We start from the raw sequence: 17,724 nt of genomic DNA on the forward strand, positions 1-17,724 counted from the left end.
TTGCGGGGGCTTGGGGTTCACAGGCGGTAGCTCAGGGCCACATCGATGGAGCGGCCCCGGCCGGGCACCGTGATGCCCCAGGGCAGGCTGGTGGTGGACATCGAGGCACCTTGGCCGGCATAGGCCCCACCCAGCGGCAGGTCGTAGGCGCGGTTGAAGACGTTGTCGAGCGTCAGGTCGAGCCGCAACTGCTGGCGCTCAAAGCTGCTGCGTAGGCTGAGCAGCGCGTAGCCCGGCGTGGGCAGCTCATTGCGCACCTGCGAAACCGCCGTCTTGGCTGCCACGGCGCGGTACTCGGCGGTGTGGGTCCAAGCGGCCAAGCTTTCGGTCAGGGCGAGCTTCAGGTTCAGCGGCATCTGGTGATAGAGGTGATCGCCGGTGGTGGTATTGACCCCGTCCACATAGCTGGTCAGGGCATTCAGGCTGAAGCTGCCCCAGTCGGTGCTTTGACCAAGCTGTCGCCGGGCCGAGAGGTCGAAGCCTTGGAGTCGAGCGGACTGATTGAGGTAGCTGAGGTTGACGAAGCCGTTTCGAGTCTGGACGTTGGCGGCCCCACCGCACATCGGGCTGGCGCAGCGGACGGCGTCGATGTAGTCACTGACCTGGGTGGTGTAGCCCGTCAGTTTCAGGCTCCAAACCTGCTGCGGCGCGTCGTGCCAGTCGGCTGACAGACTCAGCGTGTGGGCGACTTCGGGGCGCAGATCGGGGTTGCCGATGTAGCCGTTGCCGTCGCCGACGAAGTTGTTCATGAGCGTGGCCATCGGCTGGGTGGACCAAGGGTAGAGCTCGTAGAGATTGGGTGAGCGGGTCTTGCGTGCCAGCCCGCCTTCCAGAGCGAGGTTCGAGCTGGCCTTCCAGGTGGCCAGGGCGCTCAAGTCCCAGTGCGGGTTGCTGCGCTGGCGATCTCGGGCGTTGAAGGCAGCGGCATCGTCGGCCCAGATCGACGTGGCGTTGTAGCCCTGCACTGGCCCGGCGTTGGCGGTCACTCGGTCATGGCGCAGACCCAGCAGCAACGTGCCGTCGGCGCTCCAGCGGTTTTCCCATTCGCCGTAGACGCCGATCCGGTTGCGGGTGCCGTAATCGATGTTCCAGAAAGTGTTGGGGGCCATCATGCCGATGCCCACCGGGGCCCACCAGTCGTAGAGCCAGTAACCCTGACCCTCGGCGCCGAGACGCATGGTTTGCGTCGGGTTCAGGTCGATGTCGGCGCTCACGCTGCCGCCTTGGGTCAGGCTGCGCGTGTCCATCGGCATGCCGGTGCCGTAGGTGGCGCGGTTTTCGCCCATGTCCATGCGGTGGCGCACTTGCTGTTGATAGGCGCGGGCCTTGAGTTCACCCCAGTCGTACTGGCCGCTGTAGCGCAGGTTGACTTGGGTGCTGTCGTTGCCGGTCATGTCCATGCGCTGGTTTGGGTACAGCTCGAAGGGAATGTGCTGGCGACCGAGTTGGAGTTGGATGAGGTGGGCTTTGGTGTGCAGCGCTAGGCTGGCATCGTCGTTGCGCGCCTGAAAGGCGGTCGAGCCCACCTCGTTGCCGTCGAGCCAAGCCTGACCCTGTGCGGCTGGGCCGGCCGGCTTGAAGTCGGCTCCAGCGCGGTAATTTTTCGACCGGGTGTAGGCGGTGCCGGCGCTCAAGGCCAGCGTGGATGAGGCCCAGTCGCCGCGTAGGTTCGTGCCCCAAGCTTGGCCGTTGCTGCGGGCATGGCTGGCAATGCGACCCGAGCTGATCGGCGCTTCACCTTCGGCGGCGAAATGGGGAGCCACCGAATCCATCTGGATGGTGCCGGCGATGCTGTCGCCGCCGGCGCTGACCGGGGTGATGCCGGCATAGACCCGGATCTGCCCGACTTGGCTGGCATCGATGTAGGACAGCGGCGAGTTCATATGGTTGGGGCACGACGCCATCAGATCCATGCCATCGACCTGCACGCGGATGCGGTCATCGGCCAAGCCGCGCATCACCGGCAGGCTGGAGACGCCGCCGGCCTCGTAGACGTTCACGCCGGGTTGATCCGCCAGCAGTCGGGCGCTGTCGCTTTCAACGGTGCGCTGGCGGGGTAAGCCCCGCTCCGGGCGGTTGCCGGTGATGACCACCGACGGCAGAGCTGCAACCTCTTGGGCATGGAGAGTCGGCATCACGATGGCGAGCAACACTCCTGCGGTCAGGGGCCAAGCTTCATGGGTCAGGGCAAGCCGCAGATGCATCAATGACTTTCGGGGGCAAAGGGGTCGGCGTAACGCGGATTCGTCAGAAAAGACTCGTCGGTGAGCGTTTTCAGGAAGGCAACGATGTCGGCTCTGTCTTGGGCGCTGAGCTGAATCTTGTCGAGGCGGGTGTCCTTGAACGGATTTTTGCGTCCATCCCCTTTGAGGGGTCCGCTGCTGATGTTGCGACCGTGGGCGGCGTAAACCGCCAGCACGTCTTCCAGCGTGGCGATCGAACCGTCGTGCATGTAGGGCGCTGTAACGGCAATGTTGCGCAGGCTGGGTACGCGGAACTGACCCATGTTCGAGGCTGGCTGTGGCATCACGCCGATCAGACCGGGGTTGTCGGCCGGGTAGGCACCTTGGCCATCGACGTTGTAGAGACCGGTGTTGTGGAACGGCTTTTCGACTCGGGTGGACTGGGCGTGCATCGTTTGGTCGGAGAAGTTGAAGCCGCTGTGGCAGGTGGAGCATTGCGCCTGCTCGCTGTAGAACAGCTGGCGGCCACGTTCCTCGGCGTTGGAGAGCGACCCTTCGCCCGTTTGGGCACGGTCGAACTTCGAGTCACCTGAGATCACGCCGCGCTCGAAGGCTGAGATCGCTTTGACGATGTTCATGAAGCTGATCGGCTCCGCCTCGTCCGGGAAAACGGCCTTGAAGCGCAGCCGGTCGTCCGGATTCTTCTGAAAGCGCGCCAGCACCTCGGTCTTGTTTTGCTCGTTGATGCCCAACTCGACGGCGAGGTTCTCGACGAACATCGGCACCACCGCTTGGATCTCCAGCGACGACTGCGAGGGGTTGGCCCAAGTCAGCGTCGGGTTGTAGGCGACGTTGGCGATGCTCATCGCACTGCGGGCGGTGAGGTCGCCGGTCGAGCCGGTGGCCAGCGCCTTGCCATCGGTGAAGGCCAAGCGCTGCAAGTGGCACGAGGCGCAGGCCATCGTGCCGTTGCCTGAGAGCCGCTTGTCGTAAAACAGGCGACGACCGAGCTGGAACTTCGCTTCCGACATCGGGTTGTCGGCCGGCACAAAGGGTTCCGGGAAGCCTTTGGGCAGCTTCCAAACCCAGGTGGTGCCGGTCGGGGCGGGTGAACGCCAGATGACGACGGTGACCGCCAGCGCCGCCAGCACGGCGGCACCGACCCCGAGAAGTTTCAGATCAGCCCGGTTCATCGTTATCTCTTTACTTGACGATGAACACGGTTTGCACGCCAGCACCGCTCAGTGTTTTGCCAGTGGCCAGATCAAGGCCTAAGGCCTTGAAGATCGGGGCGCAATCCGGATCGGTCGAACCTGACATGCAGCCCGGAGGAGCCGTGTACGTGAAATCCAGTTCGGCGTTCTGCAATAACTGTGCGATGTCGAGCACGATTTTTTGCGAGTTGGCGTTGAAGCCGTCGAACTTCAGGCCCAAGCGGTTCGGGTTGGTGCAGCTGGTCTCGTTACCGAGGGTTGGGTCGCCTGAGCAGCCGGTGGCACCGATATGCACGTTCCAGTCGGCAGTGGCCGAGGTGCCGTACAGCTTGGTGTTGGCGGCGTATGTGATCAGCGCTGCCGTCGGGCGGAACTGAATCTTGATGAACTTGCGGCCCGATTGCCACGACCAAGCCATGTCCGCGTTTTGCAAGGGGGTCGGTGACGTCGTGGCTGTGGCGTTGACGTGGTTCATCGGGGTCTTGAAGTCCGCCGAGCGGACTGGTACTCCAATCGTCATCGAGATACCGGTGTAGGTTCCGGGTGCAACCAAGCCGGTGATGGCGGTGTTGTAGGTGTTGGTGCAGGCGATCGGTGCTGTGGGCGCAGCGGTGTTGTGGCCAAAGTCAATCAGCGCCAGCCCTCCGGCCGCCGACTGACTGGCGTTGTCCGTCATGTACAGCGGGGTGCTGTTGCCCGCAGCATCTAGCAGCACGATGTTGGCCACGTAAAAGCGGGTGTCGGTGAGTTGGCCCGGCGTGGTTTGGGCCGTGGTGGTGGCCATCAGGGCTGGGGCAGCTGCCGGATTTGTCAGGTCATACAGCTTGGTGTTGGCCACCGTGATCGGGTCGCCGCAATGGACGGTGGTGCTGGCACCGTTGACCATGTCGAAGTTGATCGTCACGGCTTGGGTGGCTCCGGCGGCGGTGGCGGTCTGGGCGGCGATCTGTGCTCGCAGGGTGGCTGGGTCTTCACTGCCAACGGGTAGGGCCGCGTTCGGTGCGGCCCCTTGACTCATCAGGGCCTGTTTGGCCACCTCACCCAGGGTGATGGCCACTTGGGTGTCTTTGCCTGCATTGCCGGCCGTGACGCTGTCGTAGTTGGCCTTCAAGGAGTTGGCCACCACCCGAGCGGCGGTGTGGGCGTTGGTGTCGTTGCCCTTGACATAGTCGGCAAACACGTCCGTGGTGGTCGCTAGGCTGCTGACCGTGGCCTTGAGGTCGGCGGCGGCGGTATCGGACGTCTTGGTGCTGTCCTTGAGCATGGTTTGATGCACCAAGGTGGTGAGCGGGCTGATCACCGTCTTGCCGGCGGGCGTGCTCAGCACGAAGTTGCTGCCGACCGTCGTGGTCGGCGCATCCGAATCCACGGCGGTGCTTGGCACTTGGGCCACCAGCGGCGCGGCTGCTGCGTCGGCAGTGGTCACGCCGCTGATGGTGAAGGCGCCGTTGACATCGGTGGTGCCGGTGGGTTCACCCGCATCGCACTTGCCGTTCTTGTTGACATCGACGCAGACGGTGGCACCGGACAGGTAGCCGTCCACCACCGAGCCGCTGACCGAGGTGGTTGGCGTGGTGGTGGTGCTACCGCCGCAAGCGGTGAGTGCTGCTGCGATAGCGGCCAGTGCGAAGGAGGTTTGAGTCAAAGTTTTCATGGTGCAAAGATCCGTTGGCTGGATGAGAGGGCCGAGATGGGTCAAAGAAACGTGTTCGATGTGGGCTCAGGCGTTCAGCAAAGCTTGCTCAGCCCACCAGGTGGCGAACTCGATACCGCTGGCGGGGGCAATGCCCAGGTGCCCGCCGCCAAGGCTGTGCACGTTGACGCCAGGGGTGCCGTCGCTGAGGGTGTGGGCGCTGATGCTGTGAATGGCACTTGGCGTGAGTTGCAAGGTCATGCCGTCACCGCTGTAGTGCGGCTTGCTCACCAATCCGGAGCAACGGCGCGCTAGGTGGATCGGGCCGATGTAGCGATGCCGCACGTGATGACTGAGGAGGTCCAAGCTGAGCGCGTCATGGTCGTCGCGGCAACGCAGCAAGGTGCTGATCGACAGATGAAGGGGCGTTGATGACGATGAAACCTTGGCATCGCTATGGCCAGCGTCCGGCATGGATGCTTTCTTGGCGTGGTAGCGCAAGGATTCGATGACACCAGCGACGCGGCTTGGGTTGAGGACGGCGAGGGTCATGACGGGTTCACCCTCAGCATCGTTGAAACCGATGGTGAACGACCCGTCCAAAGTCTTGCTTTGCGATGCGTAACCGGCTCGGCCCCGCAAACCTTGTTGACGTCGCAGTTGAATCGCCTGTGCGCCTCCTGAGCAGAGCATCACGCGCTCAGCGTCGATGTCTACCCGGCTGACTTCCATCACGCTGGTGCAAACGCCCAAGCGATGAAACGTCGTCACGGCCAGCATGCCCCAGTGTGCGGCGTTGGCCAGCACCAAGGCGGGGTCCGCGTTCAGTGTCCACGTGGTCTGTGCCGGGCGGACCGTGACGACTGGATCGGGACGAACGGCGTGCGCGTTTGTAGAACGCGGCAGCGGTGGCCGCCGATGCGGCTGGGCAACGCGGCTCGAATGTGCGGTGGCTTGTGCCATGAAAGGCCCCTGCAAGCAAGAATCAAAAACCGATGTGGTGTGGCGTTCTGTCGTTGCGACGACAGGCCGACGACACCGCATCAACGCGGTTGAGATTCAGCAGCTGGCTGGGGGTGCCCGTGGATGGGCGGGGGGATAGAGCGCACGATCACGCGCAATGACTTGCTCGTGGGTGGGTGCTTGGCGTTGCAGGGTGCGTGTCGAAGGAACTTCTGCACGGCTGTCGGAGGGCAGCGCCGCCGACATGGGTGCATGGGCGCAGAACACGCAGTCCCCCATGGCGGCTGTGGAGCCACCATCGCCGTCTGGGCTGGCGCTGGCTGTGACGCACAGATCGGCCAAGGCATCCAAGCCCACGGCTTTGATGGAGCCACCGTGCATGGCATGCGACAACCCCGGCACGAGCGCGTTCAGCAAGATCAGGGCGATGCCGATCCAGCTGATGAGGCGCTGTGACAGGGTGCGTTTCATGGGGCGCTATTTTGAAGCGAAAAGCTTAGAACGCGCTTCAGAGAGTGTGGTTGGTCCGCAACAAAAAGAAAACCCGACAGAAATCTGTCGGGTTTGAATGTACCGAGCCCAAGGATGAGCGAGATACCAAGGAGACAACCTTCACGCAGAGAGGAGTCATCGCTGCGTAGAACCCTACATCGGGCGTTCTACGTGGGTTTCAAGCCCCGCTGCGCAAAAGCTTGAATCCTTAAGCTGCCTTCGACGGCTTCACAGCCTTCGGAATCACAACGGTTGCGGCCTTGGCCGCGTTGTTTGCTGTTTGAGCAGCAGCTTGGATGTTGGCTTCAACCACACCAGCGGCTTGCTTGGCCGACTTCTGGATGGTTTCGATGGCGTTGTTGGCGGCGGTCATGGCCGACTTGAACATGGCCGTCGCGTTTTCGCTGCCGGCAGGCGCGTTTTGCAGGGCGCCGTCCATCAGGGACATGAACTGGCCTTGCGCTTGAGCGATCTGGCCTTCGAACAACTTGCTCACATCGGCGTGGAAACCGGAAGCGATGTCATAGACTTGGCGGCCGTAAGCGGTGGCCTTGTCAGCAGCCGGTTGAGCCAAGCTGGTGTGCAGGGCCAACAGTTCCTGAGCATCCTTGACCGACATCACGGCCTTGGCCGCGTCAGCCGAGTCGTCCAGCGAGGCGCGCACGGTTTGCAGATTCAACTCAACCAGCTTTTCAACGCTTTCGAAAGCTTTTTGACCCACTTCCAGCAGGGTTTCAACGTGGGCCTTGCCGGTGGATGCGAATTGGTCAGCAGTGATCATGGTGAGCTCCTGAGAAAGAAAAGAGTGGATGGTTGGTCGAGAAACAAGTTTTGCTGCGGTGCAGCATTTGAGGCAAGTATACGGAGAACAACGTTGAATGCAAGCTCTTTTTGTTGCGACGCAGCAAATTCTATGGCCGATGCGACGGCCGCCGTCGATGCCGCGTTGCGCTCGCGCCGCTCCATCCGCGCTTTTCTCTCCACCCCCGTGACCCAGGAGCAGCTCGAAGCCATTTTGGCCGTGGCTGCACGGGCTCCTTCGGGCACCAACACCCAGCCTTGGCGGGTGCATGTGCTGACTGGCTCCAGCCGTCAGGTCTTGAGTGCGCGCATCTTGGCCGCCTTCAACGATCCGGCCCAAGCGGCCGAGCATGCCGAGGAATACGCCTATTACCCCAGCGAGTGGGTCTCGCCTTACATCGATCGTCGGCGCAAGGTTGGCTTTGATTTGTATGGTTTGCTGGCGATTGCCAAGGGTGATAAGGCCCGCATGCATGCCCAGCATGGGCGAAACTTTGATTTCTTTGGCGCGCCAGTCGGCCTGATTTTCACCATCGATCGGGTGATGCAGCAGGGCAGTTGGCTGGACTACGGCATGTTTTTGCAAAGCGTGATGATCGCAGCCCGGGCGCGGGGCTTGGACACCTGCGCGCAAGCCGCCTTTACGCCGTACCACCGCCTGATTGCCGAGCATTTGCATCTGCCGGCCAACGAGCAAGTGGTTTGTGGCATGGCTTTGGGCTATGCCGACCCGGCGGCCCCTGAAAACCGGCTCGTGACTGAACGAGCTGCGTTGAGCGACTTTGTTCAGTTTCATGGAGACAACGATGACCTTGCTGCGTGATCCCGGTGCCGCTGCCCCCCAGCGCCGCCGCGTGCTGGTGACCCGGGCGATCGATCCCGCCGTGATCGAGGTGCTGCGGGCGCACGTCGAGCTGAGCTTGAATTCGGACGATGCGGATTGGTCGCAGCTTGAGTTGATCGAGCGTCTTCAAGGTCATTGGGGCGCTTTGGTCACGGTGGGCGAGCGCATCGATGCGGCGTTGCTGGATGCCTGTCCTGAACTGCGGGCGGTGTGTTCTTTGGGGGTGGGCGTGAACAACATCGACATCGCGGCTTGTACGGCCCGTGGCGTGGTGGTGACCAACGCGCCCGATGTCCTGACCGAAACCACGGCCGATCTGGGCTTTGCGCTCATGATGGCCGCCGCGCGGCGCGTGGGGGAATCGGAGCGCTTTTTGCGTCAGGGCGCGTGGACGCGCTGGTCGTGCGACTTCTTCACCGGCATGGAGGTGCATGGCGCGACCTTGGGCATTTTGGGCATGGGCCGGATCGGCCAAGCTGTGGCGCGGCGCGGTGCCTTGGGTTTTGGCATGCCAGTGATCTATCACAACCGCAACCCTTTACCGGCCGAGATGGCTGAGCCCTTGGGGGCCCGCTGGGTGAGTTTCGACGCGCTGATGCAAGAAGCCGATCACCTCGTGATCGTGTTGCCCTACAGCGCCAACGTGCATCACATCGTCGATGCACGGGCCCTTGGGCTGATGAAGCCGAGTGCGACGCTCACCAACGTGGGCCGGGGCGGCTTGGTCGATGAGCTGGCGCTGGCCGATGCTTTGGGGGCCGGGCGCTTGGCGGCCGCAGCGCTGGATGTGTTCGAACACGAACCTGCGGTGCCACAGGCGCTGCTTGATCGACCCAACGCGGTGCTCACGCCCCACATTGGCAGTGCGACCCGCACGACCCGACGCGCCATGGCGCGCCTGGCCGCCGATAACCTTATCGCCCTGGCTGGCGGATCGGACCCCTTGACGGCCGTGAACCCCCAGGTCCTGGGCTGACGTCCTTGCGCGGACCGCCCGGACGTGGTGTGGCTGCCACCGGGCCACGCGGATGCGCGGTACTGGTGTTGGGGCCGGCCGGCTTCTTCGGAGCTTGGCCCTGAGGATGGCTTTGTGGGCGACGCGCACCGTGGCTGGCACCGGTGTTGTGACCGCCGTGACCCCCGCCACCGTTTCGGGCACCACCACCACCGCCACCAGGGGCACCGTTGAGCGTGCGGCGACCGATCTGGATCGGCTCAGCACGCTCACCGTGGGGGATTTCAAACCCGGCCACGGTTTCAGCCGGAATGGTGCGCTTGATGAGCTTTTCGATGTCGGCCAAGAAGCCCATTTCGTCCAAGCACACCATCGAGAGCGCTTCGCCCTGTGCGCCTGCACGGCCGGTGCGGCCAATGCGGTGCACGTAGTCTTCGGGCACGTTGGGTAGCTCGAAGTTGATCACGTGGGGCAGCTGATCGATGTCGATGCCGCGCGCTGCGATGTCGGTGGCCACCAGCACTTGCAAGTCGCCGGTCTTGAATTCCGCCAAGGCCTTGGTACGGGCCCCTTGGCTCTTGTTGCCGTGGATGGCCATGGCGCTGATGCCGCTCTTTTCCAAGAACTCGACCAGTCGGTTGGCGCCGTGTTTCATGCGTGTGAACACCAGCACTTGGTGCCACTGCTGGCTCTTGATCAGGTGAGCGAGCAAGTCTTTCTTACGTTCGCGGCCGACATGGATCACCCGTTGCGCGATGGTCTCGGCAGTGGTGTTGCGTCGCGCGACTTCGATCACTTGCGGCTTGTTCAGCAGACGGTCGGCCAAGGCCTTGATCTCGTCGCTGAAGGTGGCGCTGAAGAGCAAGCTTTGTTTGTTCTTCGGCACGATGGCCAAGACGCGTTTGATGTCGTGCACGAAGCCCATGTCGAGCATGCGGTCGGCTTCGTCAAGAACGAAAAACTGCACTTGGCTCAGGTCGAGCGTGCCTTGACCGTGGTGATCCAGCAGACGTCCCGGTGTGGCCACCAAGATGTCCACGCCCCGGCGCAGACGCTCGACTTGCGGGCCCATGCTCACGCCGCCAAACATCGCCATGCTGGTGAGCTTGAGGTACTTGCCGTAGGTGCGCACGCTTTCTTCGACTTGGGCGGCGAGTTCGCGGGTGGGGGTCAGGATGAGGGCGCGGATGGCGGGGCGGCCGTTCTTGCCCTTGACGGGTTCGCCAGCATCGAGCTTATGCAGCAGCGGCAGTGTGAAGCCGGCGGTCTTGCCGGTGCCGGTTTGGGCGCCGGCGAGCAAATCACCACCGGCCAGCACGGCCGGAATGGCCTGTTGCTGAATCGGTGTCGGAATGGTGTAGCCCTCTTCGTGCACGGCACGAAGAATCGGCTGGGCCAAGCCCAGATCGTCAAATGTCATGGATGAAGCCCGTGTTTCGGGCAGATGTTCGATGCTGCGAGTGCCGACCTTGAAATCGAGGATCGGTCGATAGAGCACCGGTAGAAGGGGATTAACGGTGTGTAGAGCGCGACATTCTAACGGTGAAGCAGCCCCCGCGCGGTGCTTGTCCTTGATGGATCAGAAATGCACCATGAAAGAGCAAAAAGTAGACATGAGCACAAATAAGGTGCGCATCTGCGAGTGTGTATGTTGTTGTGCCCGTTTTTGGTGCTTTTTGGCGTGGCGCCAAAAGTGAGCGCGCTATGGCACCAAGTTGGCACATGGATTGCTTGTTTCTGCTGCTTATTGGTGCACTGTTCTTGACTCTCAGAGGATGTGGATGGAAACGTTGAAACAAAGCTCGGATGCGCTGTTCATCCTGCTTGGAGCGATCATGGTCTTGGCCATGCACGCTGGGTTTGCCTTTTTGGAACTCGGTACTGTGCGCAAGAAGAACCAAGTCAATGCGTTGGTCAAGATCTTGGTCGATTTTTCGGTCTCAACCGTGGCTTACTTCTTCGTGGGTTACGTGGTAGCTTACGGTGTGAGCTTCATGACGGGCGCTGAAACCTTGGCCGCCAAGAATGGCTATGAACTGGTCAAGTTCTTCTTCTTGCTGACCTTTGCTGCCGCCATTCCGGCCATCATTTCTGGTGGCATCGCCGAGCGCGCACGCTTCGGCCCACAACTTTTGGCCACGGCCGTGATCGTGGGTTTCATTTATCCCTTGTCGGAAGGTGCGGCTTGGAATCAAGCGTTTGGCATCCAAGCGTGGTTGAAGTCGAACTTTGGCGAAGAGTTCCATGACTTTGCCGGCAGTGTGGTGGTGCACGCCTTGGGTGGCTGGATCGGTTTGGCCGCTGTCTTGCTGTTGGGTGCGCGCAGCAACCGCTATCGCAAAGATGGCGCCATGAGCGCGCATCCGCCGTCAAACATCCCCTTCTTGGCTCTGGGTGCTTGGATCTTGGCGGTGGGTTGGTTTGGCTTCAACGTGATGAGCGCCCAGACCATCGACAAGATCTCGGGGCTGGTGGCGGTCAATTCCCTCATGGCCATGGTGGGTGGCACGTTGGTGGCGGTGCTCATGGGCAAAAACGACCCGGGCTTTGTCTACAACGGTCCTTTGGCCGGTTTGGTGGCGGTGTGTGCTGGCTCAGACCTGATGCATCCGGCGGGTGCCTTGGTGGTTGGCGGTGTGGCTGGCGCCATCTTTGTCAGCTTGTTCACCCTGACGCAAAACCGCTGGAAGATCGACGACGTGCTGGGCGTGTGGCCGCTGCATGGTTTATGCGGTACTTGGGGCGGTATCGCTGCGGGTCTGTTCGGTCAGAAGGCGCTGGGCGGCTTGGGCGGCGTGAGTCTTGGGGCGCAGACCTTCGGGACCTTGATGATCGTCGCTTGGGCTTTGGCGTCGGGATTCTTGGTCTACGGCCTGATCAAAGCTTTGATCGGCTTGCGTTTGAGCCAAGAAGAGGAATACGAGGGTGCTGACCTCTCGATTCACAAAATTGGCGCCACGCCTGACCGTGAAGTGAGCTGGTAAGCCGTAAGCCCTATCGAACAAAGCGCCCAGAAAAAAGCGCCATCCCCAACGACAATGTCGCCTTGGGGCTCGGTGGCCCGAGGAGGGGATGGTTCCATGGCGCTTCATCGTTTGGATGAGCGGATCGCCCTGTTGCAGGGCATGCCGATCTTTGGGGCACTGCGGGCAGAGACCTTGGCGTTTCTGTTGGCGCGCGCCTGCACCCATCACTTCGATCCAGGGGTGTACTTGTTTCGTCAGGGTGATACGGCAGACACGATGTACGTCTTGGAGCGTGGGGCTGTGTCGGTGCTCAAATGCTGGGACAGCATTGAGATGACTTTGGTGACCTTGGGGCCGGGAGATTGCTTTGGCGAAATGGCTTTGCTCAATCTCTCGACCCGCAGTGCTTCTGTTCGGGCTGAGATCGCTTGCGAGGCGCTGGAAATCTCTTTGGCGGCCTTGTATGAACTGTTCGAGCACGATGCTGAACAGTTTGCCTTGATACAAATGAACATTGGCCGCGAAGTGGCTCGACGCTTGATCGTCACGGACGAACTGCTGTTTCGAGCCATGTTGCGTGAGTCAGGTCAAGACACTTTAGCGTTGCAGCCAACGGTCGTGGATCACCATGCCCGCCAGCATGGCGATGATGAAATAGAGCGCCGAACTGACGCCTGAGCTCATCGCAACCAACGCTGGACCTGGGCAAAAGCCACCCAAGCCCCAACCCGCACCAAACAGCACGCCGCCCAAAATCAAGCGGGTATCGATGGTGCGGTTGGTGGGCAATTCGATGTGTTCGCCTGTCCAGGAGCGTTCACGGCGTTTGGCGGCGGCAAAGGCAAAGACGCCCACGGCAATGGCGCCACTCATGACGAAACCGAGACTGGGATCCCACGTGCCGAAAAGATCCAGAAAATTCTGAATTTTGAGCGGATTGGTCATCCCGCCAGCGATCAGACCGATGCCGAAAATCAGGCCACTCAGCAAGGCTAAGAGGAGGTTCATCGTTATTCCTTGGTTTAGCTTGAATTCTTCAGATCAGGTGACGCAGCACGAACACGCTGACCACACCGGCCGCCATAAAGGCGATGACATTGGCGAGCGAGCGCACCGAAAAGCGCGATAAACCACAGACACCGTGACCGCTGGTGCAGCCGTTGCCCATGCGCACGCCCACACCGACCAGCAAGCCTGCTGCGATCACGGCCAACGGACCCACGCCCACTTGAACAGCGGGCAGCGGTGCGAATAAGCGCCACAGCCACGGGGCGACCATCAGACCTGTGAGAAAGACGAGTCTGGGCATTTCAGGGGTCAGGGTGCGGCCTGCCATCACGGCCCGCAAGGGGCTGGCGATGATGCCGGCGATACCGGCGATCCGGCCATTGCCGAGCAAAAAGAGCGCGGAAGCCAAGCCAATCAGCACGCCGCCCACCAAGGCCTGAACGGGGGTGAATTGGTCCCAAACAATTGTGATCATGGTTTGATGTACAGCAAAGACGAAGGCCTGCATTGAGCCACAGAACCTCGCCTCTTTCCTGTCACCAAGCTTATACCCCCGTGGGTTTATGGGGTTCCCCACGGAAGGTGGGTTCAACCGGCGCGACGAAGGCGGATATGCGCCACAAACCCGCTGTCTGGCGCGTTGGAGATATCGAACTGACCGCCCATGCGGGTCATGGTCTTGTCCACGATGGCCAAGCCCAAACCGGCACCGCCGGCATGCGTCCGTGCCGCATCCCCCCGGAAGAAGGGCGTGGTCAGCCGAGCCAACATGGCGGTCGGTACACCGGGTCCGTGATCGCGCACGCTGACGATGATCCAGTGCCCTGAGCGGGCGTAGGTCACCGAAACATGGGCCACGCCGTCGCTGGAGCGGCCGTAGCGGCGGGCGTTTTCGAACAGATTGGCAAAGACACGGGCCAGTTCGGTTTCATCAGCGATCACGCGAGCATCGATCGCCACACGCGACGTGATGCGAATGTGTTCGGTGTTGCGCACCGAGGCGATCACCCGGTCCACCAGCGGTGAAAGCATCACGGGGGCCAGCTTGACCTGGGTGGGTCGAGCGTAGTCCATGAACTTATCGATGATGGCGTCGAGCTGATCAATGTCCAAGGCCATGTTGCGCCGAGCCTCTTCGTCGGCCACGCTGATCTCGGTTTCCAAGCGCATGCGCGCCAGCGGCGTGCGCAAATCGTGGGAGATGCCGGCCAGCATCACAGCGCGGTCTTCCTCGATCTTGGCCAGTTCGCGCGCCATCCGATTGAAGCCGCGATTGAGTTCGCGGATTTCACGCGTCGAGGTCTCCTCATCCAAGCGTGAGCCGAATTCACCTTCGCGAATACGACTGGTGGCCACCGACAGTTGTCGCAGCGGTTGGTTGATGATGCCTGCGATCAGCGCCGAGCCGCCGAGCGTCAGCAACAAGGTCAAACCAATGACGGCCATGGTGGTCCGTCCGGTCATGGCGGACTGCACCCGGTTTTGATCGGCCTGCAACCAATAGTTGTCGGACTCGATCAAAAAGCCCACCCACAGTCCGGTGGTGCCGTTGACGCTGCTGGCGACGATGGTTTGTGGCCCCAACCGAGACCGCAGCTCAGCGCCGATCGTGCGCGTGAAACGATCGATTTCGAACGCCTCCCACTTATCTCCCGGTTCGCGCGGCTGCAAGCGCACCGCTTCTTGCTCAGCGATGTTTTTGACTAGGGAGAGCCGGTTGAGCTGATCGGTGTAGCGCAGCGCAGCTCGTGAGAGATTCACCAAGCTGGCGATTTGCTGCGCGGCTTGCACCCCGCGCGGCTCCAGTTCGAGATAGCGCAGGGTGTAAACCCAACCCAGAATGCCCGAACCGAGCATGACTGACAGCAACAAAAATGTGCGCCAGAACAGGCTCATCGGAAAACGCCGCAGGACAAAGCGCAAGAGCGACTCCGGCAAGCTCAGGGACGCAGAAGCAGACTCGTTTTTCACGGCGGATGCAGTGGACATCCGCACCTCAGGCTGCGCCGTCCGGCACAAAGACGTAGCCCACACCCCAGACGGTTTGGATATAGCGCGGTTGGGTCGGGTCGGGTTCGATCATCTTGCGCAGACGAGACACTTGCACATCCAAGCTGCGGTCAAAGGGCTCGAATTCACGCCCACGCGCCAGTTGGGCCAGTTTGTCGCGGCTCAGGGGTTGGCGTGGATGGCGCACCAAGGCTTTGAGCATCGAGAACTCGCCGGTGGTGAGTGAAATCACTTCGCCATTCTTGGTCAAGCGGCGCAGGGCCAGATCGAATTCGAAGGGGCCAAAGGTGACGCTTTGAGCTTCACGCGAGGGCGCGCCAGGGGCTTCTTGAGCCGGGCGGCGGCGCAGCACGGCGTGGATGCGTGCCAGCAGTTCGCGCGGGTTGAAGGGCTTGGGCAGGTAGTCATCCGCGCCGACTTCAAGGCCCACGATGCGATCCACGTCTTCGACCTTGGCCGTGAGCATGATGATCGGGGTCGAATCATTGGCCGCGCGCAGGCGGCGGCAGATCGACAGCCCGTCTTCCCCGGGGAGCATCAAATCGAGGACGATCAGGTCGATCGTTTCACGCGTGATGATGCGGTTGAGCGCTTTGGCATCCTCGGCAAGGAGAATTTCAAAGCCTTCTTGGGTCAGGTAGCGCCGCAGCAAATCGCGGATACGAGCGTCGTCATCGACCACGACAATGCGGTCGGTACGCTGGGGATTGGTGTTGGACATCGCGGCCTCCAAATATGTAACGGGGCCGATTGTCCGCAGCTGAGGCCCGAATCACGGGCATCTTGACCCCCTGTTACACATCTTGCGTCAGTGGGATCGAGCCCATCCACAAATGTAACAGGGGCGATGCTCCGAGGAGCCTGTGCGGGCCGAACTTATTGCGCGGTCCAGCCGCCGTCCATGTTCCAAGCCACGCCGCGCACGTTGTCAGCGGCCGCAGAACAGAGGAAAACAGCCAAGTCACCCAGTTGTTCCGGGGTGGTGAATTGCAGCGAGGGCTGCTTTTCGCCCAGCAAGCGGCGGGTGGCTTCTTGGATATCGACGCCTTCCTTGGCGGCGCGCATCTCGACTTGCTTTTGCACCAGGGGCGTCAGCACCCAGCCCGGGCAGATGGCGTTGCACGTCACGCCGGTGGTGGCATTTTCAAGCGCGACCACCTTGGTCAGGCCGATCACGCCGTGTTTGGCCGCCACGTAAGCGGCTTTTTGGGTCGAAGCCACCAAGCCGTGCACCGAAGCGACATTGAGCACGCGGCCCCAGTTTTTGGCCTTCATGCCGGGCAGCGCCAAGCGTGTGGTGTGGAAGGCCGAGCTGAGGTTGATGGCGATGATGGCGTCCCAGCGATCGACCGGGAAATCCTCGACCGCCGAGACGTGTTGGATGCCGGCGTTGTTGACCAAGATGTCCACGCCGCCGAACTCGGTTTGGGCGTAAGCCATCATGGCTTCGATCTCAGCAGCACGACTCATGTCGGCGCCGTGGTAGCCGACACGCACGCCCAGCGCCGCAACTTCAGCTTTTGGGCCTTCAGCGTCGCCAAAGCCGTTCAGAATCACGTCCGCGCCTTGACGCGCCAAGGCCAAGGCGATCCCTAAGCCGATGCCGCTGGTTGATCCGGTGACGAGTGCAGTTTTGCCTTTGAGCATGGTGAATCCTCTTATCTAATCAGAAGCTGTAGAAGCTAGAACCGTTCATTATCGACACCGGCCTTTCAGCCACCTTCCGTGCAACTTTCTTCCATTGATCGCCCCATGACCCATTTACAGCCCAGCTTGCGCCATGTCTCATGCCTCGATTCCAAAGGCCTGCACCGCATGGCGTATTGGGAATGGGGTGATCCGGAAAGCCCTCGGGTGGTGATGTGTGTGCACGGGCTATCCCGTCAGGGGCGCGATTTCGATGTCTTGGCCGGCGCTTTGGTGGCCGAAGGTTTTCGGGTGATCTGTCCCGACGTGGTGGGTCGAGGGCACTCCGACGGGTTGCGTGATCCGGCTGGTTATGTGGTCCCGACCTATGTGGCCGATATGGTGACCCTGATCGCCCGGCTCGATGTGCAGGAACTGGCGTGGGTGGGAACGTCGATGGGCGGGCTGATTGGTATGGCTTTGGCCTCACTGCCGGGTTCCCTCATCAGCAAGTTGGTGCTCAACGATATCGGTCCAGTGATTGAAGCGGTGGCCTTGCAACGCATCTCGGCTTACTTGGGTGATCCGACGCATTGGCCCAGCATCGAGGCGGCCGCCGAGGCTTTGTGGGAGGTTTCCAAGACCTTTGGGCCGCATACGCCGGCGCAGTGGTTGGAGCTATGTCGCCATCAACTCAAGCCCGTTGAAGGGGGTGGCTATCAGCTGCACTACGACCCGGCGATTGCTTTTCCGCTGCGCCACATGACGCTCGAAGCCGCGCAGCTCGGGACGGCCGCCCTTTGGTATGCCTACGATCAGATCAGCTGTCCAACCTTGTTGGTGCATGGGGTGGCGTCCGATTTGCTCTCGCCCGCCACCGTCATGGCGATGGGCCAGCGTGGGCCGCGTGCACGGGTGGTGGAGATTGAAGGGGTGGGACATGCCCCCACGTTGGTTCACTCCGACCAAGTGGAGGCGGTTCTTGCTTTTCTTCGCGACACCGTGACCGCCTAAACACCATGCATTTGC

Annotated in this window: 17 protein-coding genes; 5 read left to right on the forward strand and 12 right to left on the reverse strand. The window is 61.6% G+C overall.

All coding sequences use genetic code 11. The features are described 5' to 3' along the window. Positions 1 to 17: 17 nt before the first annotated feature. From AB3X39_RS08590 to AB3X39_RS08615, 6 genes are all read right to left on the reverse strand, one after another. On the reverse strand, positions 18 to 2,204 hold the full coding sequence (locus AB3X39_RS08590; protein ID WP_369416951.1) for a TonB-dependent receptor: 2,187 nt from the start codon (positions 2,202 to 2,204) through the stop codon (positions 18 to 20). Next, positions 2,204 to 3,376, reverse strand: a complete 1,173-nt coding sequence (locus AB3X39_RS08595) for an MbnH family di-heme enzyme (protein ID WP_369416952.1) — start codon at positions 3,374 to 3,376, stop codon at positions 2,204 to 2,206. Before AB3X39_RS08595 ends, AB3X39_RS08590 begins: the two co-directional genes overlap by 1 nt. 10 nt (positions 3,377 to 3,386) lie before the next feature. Then, the gene (locus AB3X39_RS08600; RefSeq protein WP_369416953.1) at positions 3,387 to 5,051 is read right to left on the reverse strand and encodes an MbnP family copper-binding protein; all 1,665 of its coding nucleotides are present in this window, start codon (positions 5,049 to 5,051) and stop codon (positions 3,387 to 3,389) included. A gap of 66 nt (positions 5,052 to 5,117) precedes the next feature. Next, positions 5,118 to 5,993: a hypothetical protein gene (locus AB3X39_RS08605; protein WP_369416954.1), complete on the reverse strand. Its 876-nt coding sequence runs from the start codon at positions 5,991 to 5,993 to the stop codon at positions 5,118 to 5,120. 96 nt (positions 5,994 to 6,089) lie between these two features. Further along, the gene (locus tag AB3X39_RS08610; RefSeq protein ID WP_369416955.1) at positions 6,090 to 6,464 is read right to left on the reverse strand and encodes a DUF2946 family protein; all 375 of its coding nucleotides are present in this window, start codon (positions 6,462 to 6,464) and stop codon (positions 6,090 to 6,092) included. Positions 6,465 to 6,693: 229 nt separating this feature from the next. Next, positions 6,694 to 7,266 carry a phasin family protein gene (locus AB3X39_RS08615; RefSeq protein ID WP_369416956.1) on the reverse strand — a complete coding sequence of 191 codons (573 nt, stop codon included), beginning with the start codon at positions 7,264 to 7,266 and terminating at the stop codon, positions 6,694 to 6,696. 132 nt (positions 7,267 to 7,398) lie between these two features. On the opposite strand from AB3X39_RS08615, the gene AB3X39_RS08620 reads away from it, so the two are divergent. Together AB3X39_RS08620 and AB3X39_RS08625 are read left to right on the forward strand one after the other, a co-directional pair. Then, the gene (locus AB3X39_RS08620) at positions 7,399 to 8,109 is read left to right on the forward strand and encodes a nitroreductase (RefSeq protein WP_369416957.1); all 711 of its coding nucleotides are present in this window, start codon (positions 7,399 to 7,401) and stop codon (positions 8,107 to 8,109) included. Then, entirely contained in the window at positions 8,081 to 9,106 is a 1,026-nt protein-coding gene (locus AB3X39_RS08625; RefSeq protein WP_369416958.1) for a 2-hydroxyacid dehydrogenase, read from the forward strand. The genes AB3X39_RS08620 and AB3X39_RS08625 overlap by 29 nt, the downstream gene beginning before the upstream one ends. On the opposite strand, the gene AB3X39_RS08630 is transcribed toward AB3X39_RS08625, so the two are convergent. Further along, entirely contained in the window at positions 9,045 to 10,505 is a 1,461-nt protein-coding gene (locus AB3X39_RS08630; protein ID WP_369416959.1) for a DEAD/DEAH box helicase, read from the reverse strand. The two genes, AB3X39_RS08625 and AB3X39_RS08630, sit on opposite strands and share 62 nt — an antisense overlap. 361 nt (positions 10,506 to 10,866) lie before the next feature. Here AB3X39_RS08630 and AB3X39_RS08635 point away from each other — a divergent pair, with 361 nt between their 5' ends. Both AB3X39_RS08635 and AB3X39_RS08640 read left to right on the forward strand, forming a co-directional pair. Continuing rightward, positions 10,867 to 12,069, forward strand: coding sequence for an ammonium transporter (locus AB3X39_RS08635; protein ID WP_369416960.1), 1,203 nt, complete (start codon positions 10,867 to 10,869; stop codon positions 12,067 to 12,069). A 96-nt stretch (positions 12,070 to 12,165) separates the two neighbouring features. Next, positions 12,166 to 12,729, forward strand: a complete 564-nt coding sequence (locus AB3X39_RS08640) for a cyclic nucleotide-binding domain-containing protein (RefSeq protein WP_369416961.1) — start codon at positions 12,166 to 12,168, stop codon at positions 12,727 to 12,729. On the opposite strand, the gene AB3X39_RS08645 is transcribed toward AB3X39_RS08640, so the two are convergent. The 5 genes from AB3X39_RS08645 to AB3X39_RS08665 form a co-directional block, all read right to left on the reverse strand. Next, positions 12,649 to 13,059, reverse strand: coding sequence for a DUF6691 family protein (locus AB3X39_RS08645; protein WP_369416962.1), 411 nt, complete (start codon positions 13,057 to 13,059; stop codon positions 12,649 to 12,651). The genes AB3X39_RS08640 and AB3X39_RS08645 overlap by 81 nt on opposite strands. 28 nt (positions 13,060 to 13,087) lie before the next feature. After that, a complete protein-coding gene (locus AB3X39_RS08650) occupies positions 13,088 to 13,531 on the reverse strand; it encodes a YeeE/YedE family protein (protein ID WP_369417016.1) in 444 nt (147 codons plus the stop codon). 116 nt (positions 13,532 to 13,647) lie between these two features. Beyond that, positions 13,648 to 14,955 (reverse strand): sensor histidine kinase, encoded by a 1,308-nt coding sequence (locus AB3X39_RS08655; RefSeq protein ID WP_369417017.1) that lies wholly within the window; start codon positions 14,953 to 14,955, stop codon positions 13,648 to 13,650. A gap of 100 nt (positions 14,956 to 15,055) precedes the next feature. After that, positions 15,056 to 15,790 carry an osmolarity response regulator transcription factor OmpR gene (gene ompR / locus AB3X39_RS08660; protein ID WP_369416963.1) on the reverse strand — a complete coding sequence of 245 codons (735 nt, stop codon included), beginning with the start codon at positions 15,788 to 15,790 and terminating at the stop codon, positions 15,056 to 15,058. A gap of 155 nt (positions 15,791 to 15,945) precedes the next feature. Beyond that, complete coding sequence (locus AB3X39_RS08665) at positions 15,946 to 16,716, reverse strand: 3-hydroxybutyrate dehydrogenase (protein ID WP_369416964.1); 771 nt, start codon at positions 16,714 to 16,716, stop codon at positions 15,946 to 15,948. A 105-nt stretch (positions 16,717 to 16,821) separates the two neighbouring features. Between AB3X39_RS08665 and AB3X39_RS08670 the strand changes: the two genes are divergently transcribed. Then, positions 16,822 to 17,709, forward strand: a complete 888-nt coding sequence (locus AB3X39_RS08670; RefSeq protein WP_369416965.1) for an alpha/beta fold hydrolase — start codon at positions 16,822 to 16,824, stop codon at positions 17,707 to 17,709. Positions 17,710 to 17,724: the final 15 nt, after the last annotated feature.

The organism is Leptothrix ochracea, assembly GCF_041083635.1.
Lineage (GTDB): Bacteria > Pseudomonadota > Gammaproteobacteria > Burkholderiales > Burkholderiaceae_C > Sphaerotilus > Sphaerotilus ochraceus.

What these genes read in the sequence shown, in the direction of transcription:
- AB3X39_RS08665 (WP_369416964.1), bottom strand. Translation starts at nt 16,716, where the DNA reads ATGCTCAAAGGCAAAACTGCACTCGTCACCGGATCAACCAGCGGCATC.
- AB3X39_RS08630 (WP_369416959.1), bottom strand. Translation starts at nt 10,505, where the DNA reads ATGACATTTGACGATCTGGGCTTGGCCCAGCCGATTCTTCGTGCCGTG.
- AB3X39_RS08605 (WP_369416954.1), bottom strand. Translation starts at nt 5,993, where the DNA reads ATGGCACAAGCCACCGCACATTCGAGCCGCGTTGCCCAGCCGCATCGG.
- AB3X39_RS08595 (WP_369416952.1), bottom strand. Translation starts at nt 3,376, where the DNA reads ATGAACCGGGCTGATCTGAAACTTCTCGGGGTCGGTGCCGCCGTGCTG.
- AB3X39_RS08655 (WP_369417017.1), bottom strand. Translation starts at nt 14,955, where the DNA reads ATGAGCCTGTTCTGGCGCACATTTTTGTTGCTGTCAGTCATGCTCGGT.
- AB3X39_RS08625 (WP_369416958.1), top strand. Translation starts at nt 8,081, where the DNA reads ATGGAGACAACGATGACCTTGCTGCGTGATCCCGGTGCCGCTGCCCCC.
- AB3X39_RS08635 (WP_369416960.1), top strand. Translation starts at nt 10,867, where the DNA reads ATGGAAACGTTGAAACAAAGCTCGGATGCGCTGTTCATCCTGCTTGGA.
- AB3X39_RS08600 (WP_369416953.1), bottom strand. Translation starts at nt 5,051, where the DNA reads ATGAAAACTTTGACTCAAACCTCCTTCGCACTGGCCGCTATCGCAGCA.
- AB3X39_RS08610 (WP_369416955.1), bottom strand. Translation starts at nt 6,464, where the DNA reads ATGAAACGCACCCTGTCACAGCGCCTCATCAGCTGGATCGGCATCGCC.
- AB3X39_RS08645 (WP_369416962.1), bottom strand. Translation starts at nt 13,059, where the DNA reads ATGAACCTCCTCTTAGCCTTGCTGAGTGGCCTGATTTTCGGCATCGGT.
- AB3X39_RS08615 (WP_369416956.1), bottom strand. Translation starts at nt 7,266, where the DNA reads ATGATCACTGCTGACCAATTCGCATCCACCGGCAAGGCCCACGTTGAA.
- AB3X39_RS08640 (WP_369416961.1), top strand. Translation starts at nt 12,166, where the DNA reads ATGGCGCTTCATCGTTTGGATGAGCGGATCGCCCTGTTGCAGGGCATG.
- AB3X39_RS08670 (WP_369416965.1), top strand. Translation starts at nt 16,822, where the DNA reads ATGACCCATTTACAGCCCAGCTTGCGCCATGTCTCATGCCTCGATTCC.
- ompR (WP_369416963.1), bottom strand. Translation starts at nt 15,790, where the DNA reads ATGTCCAACACCAATCCCCAGCGTACCGACCGCATTGTCGTGGTCGAT.
- AB3X39_RS08590 (WP_369416951.1), bottom strand. Translation starts at nt 2,204, where the DNA reads ATGCATCTGCGGCTTGCCCTGACCCATGAAGCTTGGCCCCTGACCGCA.
- AB3X39_RS08620 (WP_369416957.1), top strand. Translation starts at nt 7,399, where the DNA reads ATGGCCGATGCGACGGCCGCCGTCGATGCCGCGTTGCGCTCGCGCCGC.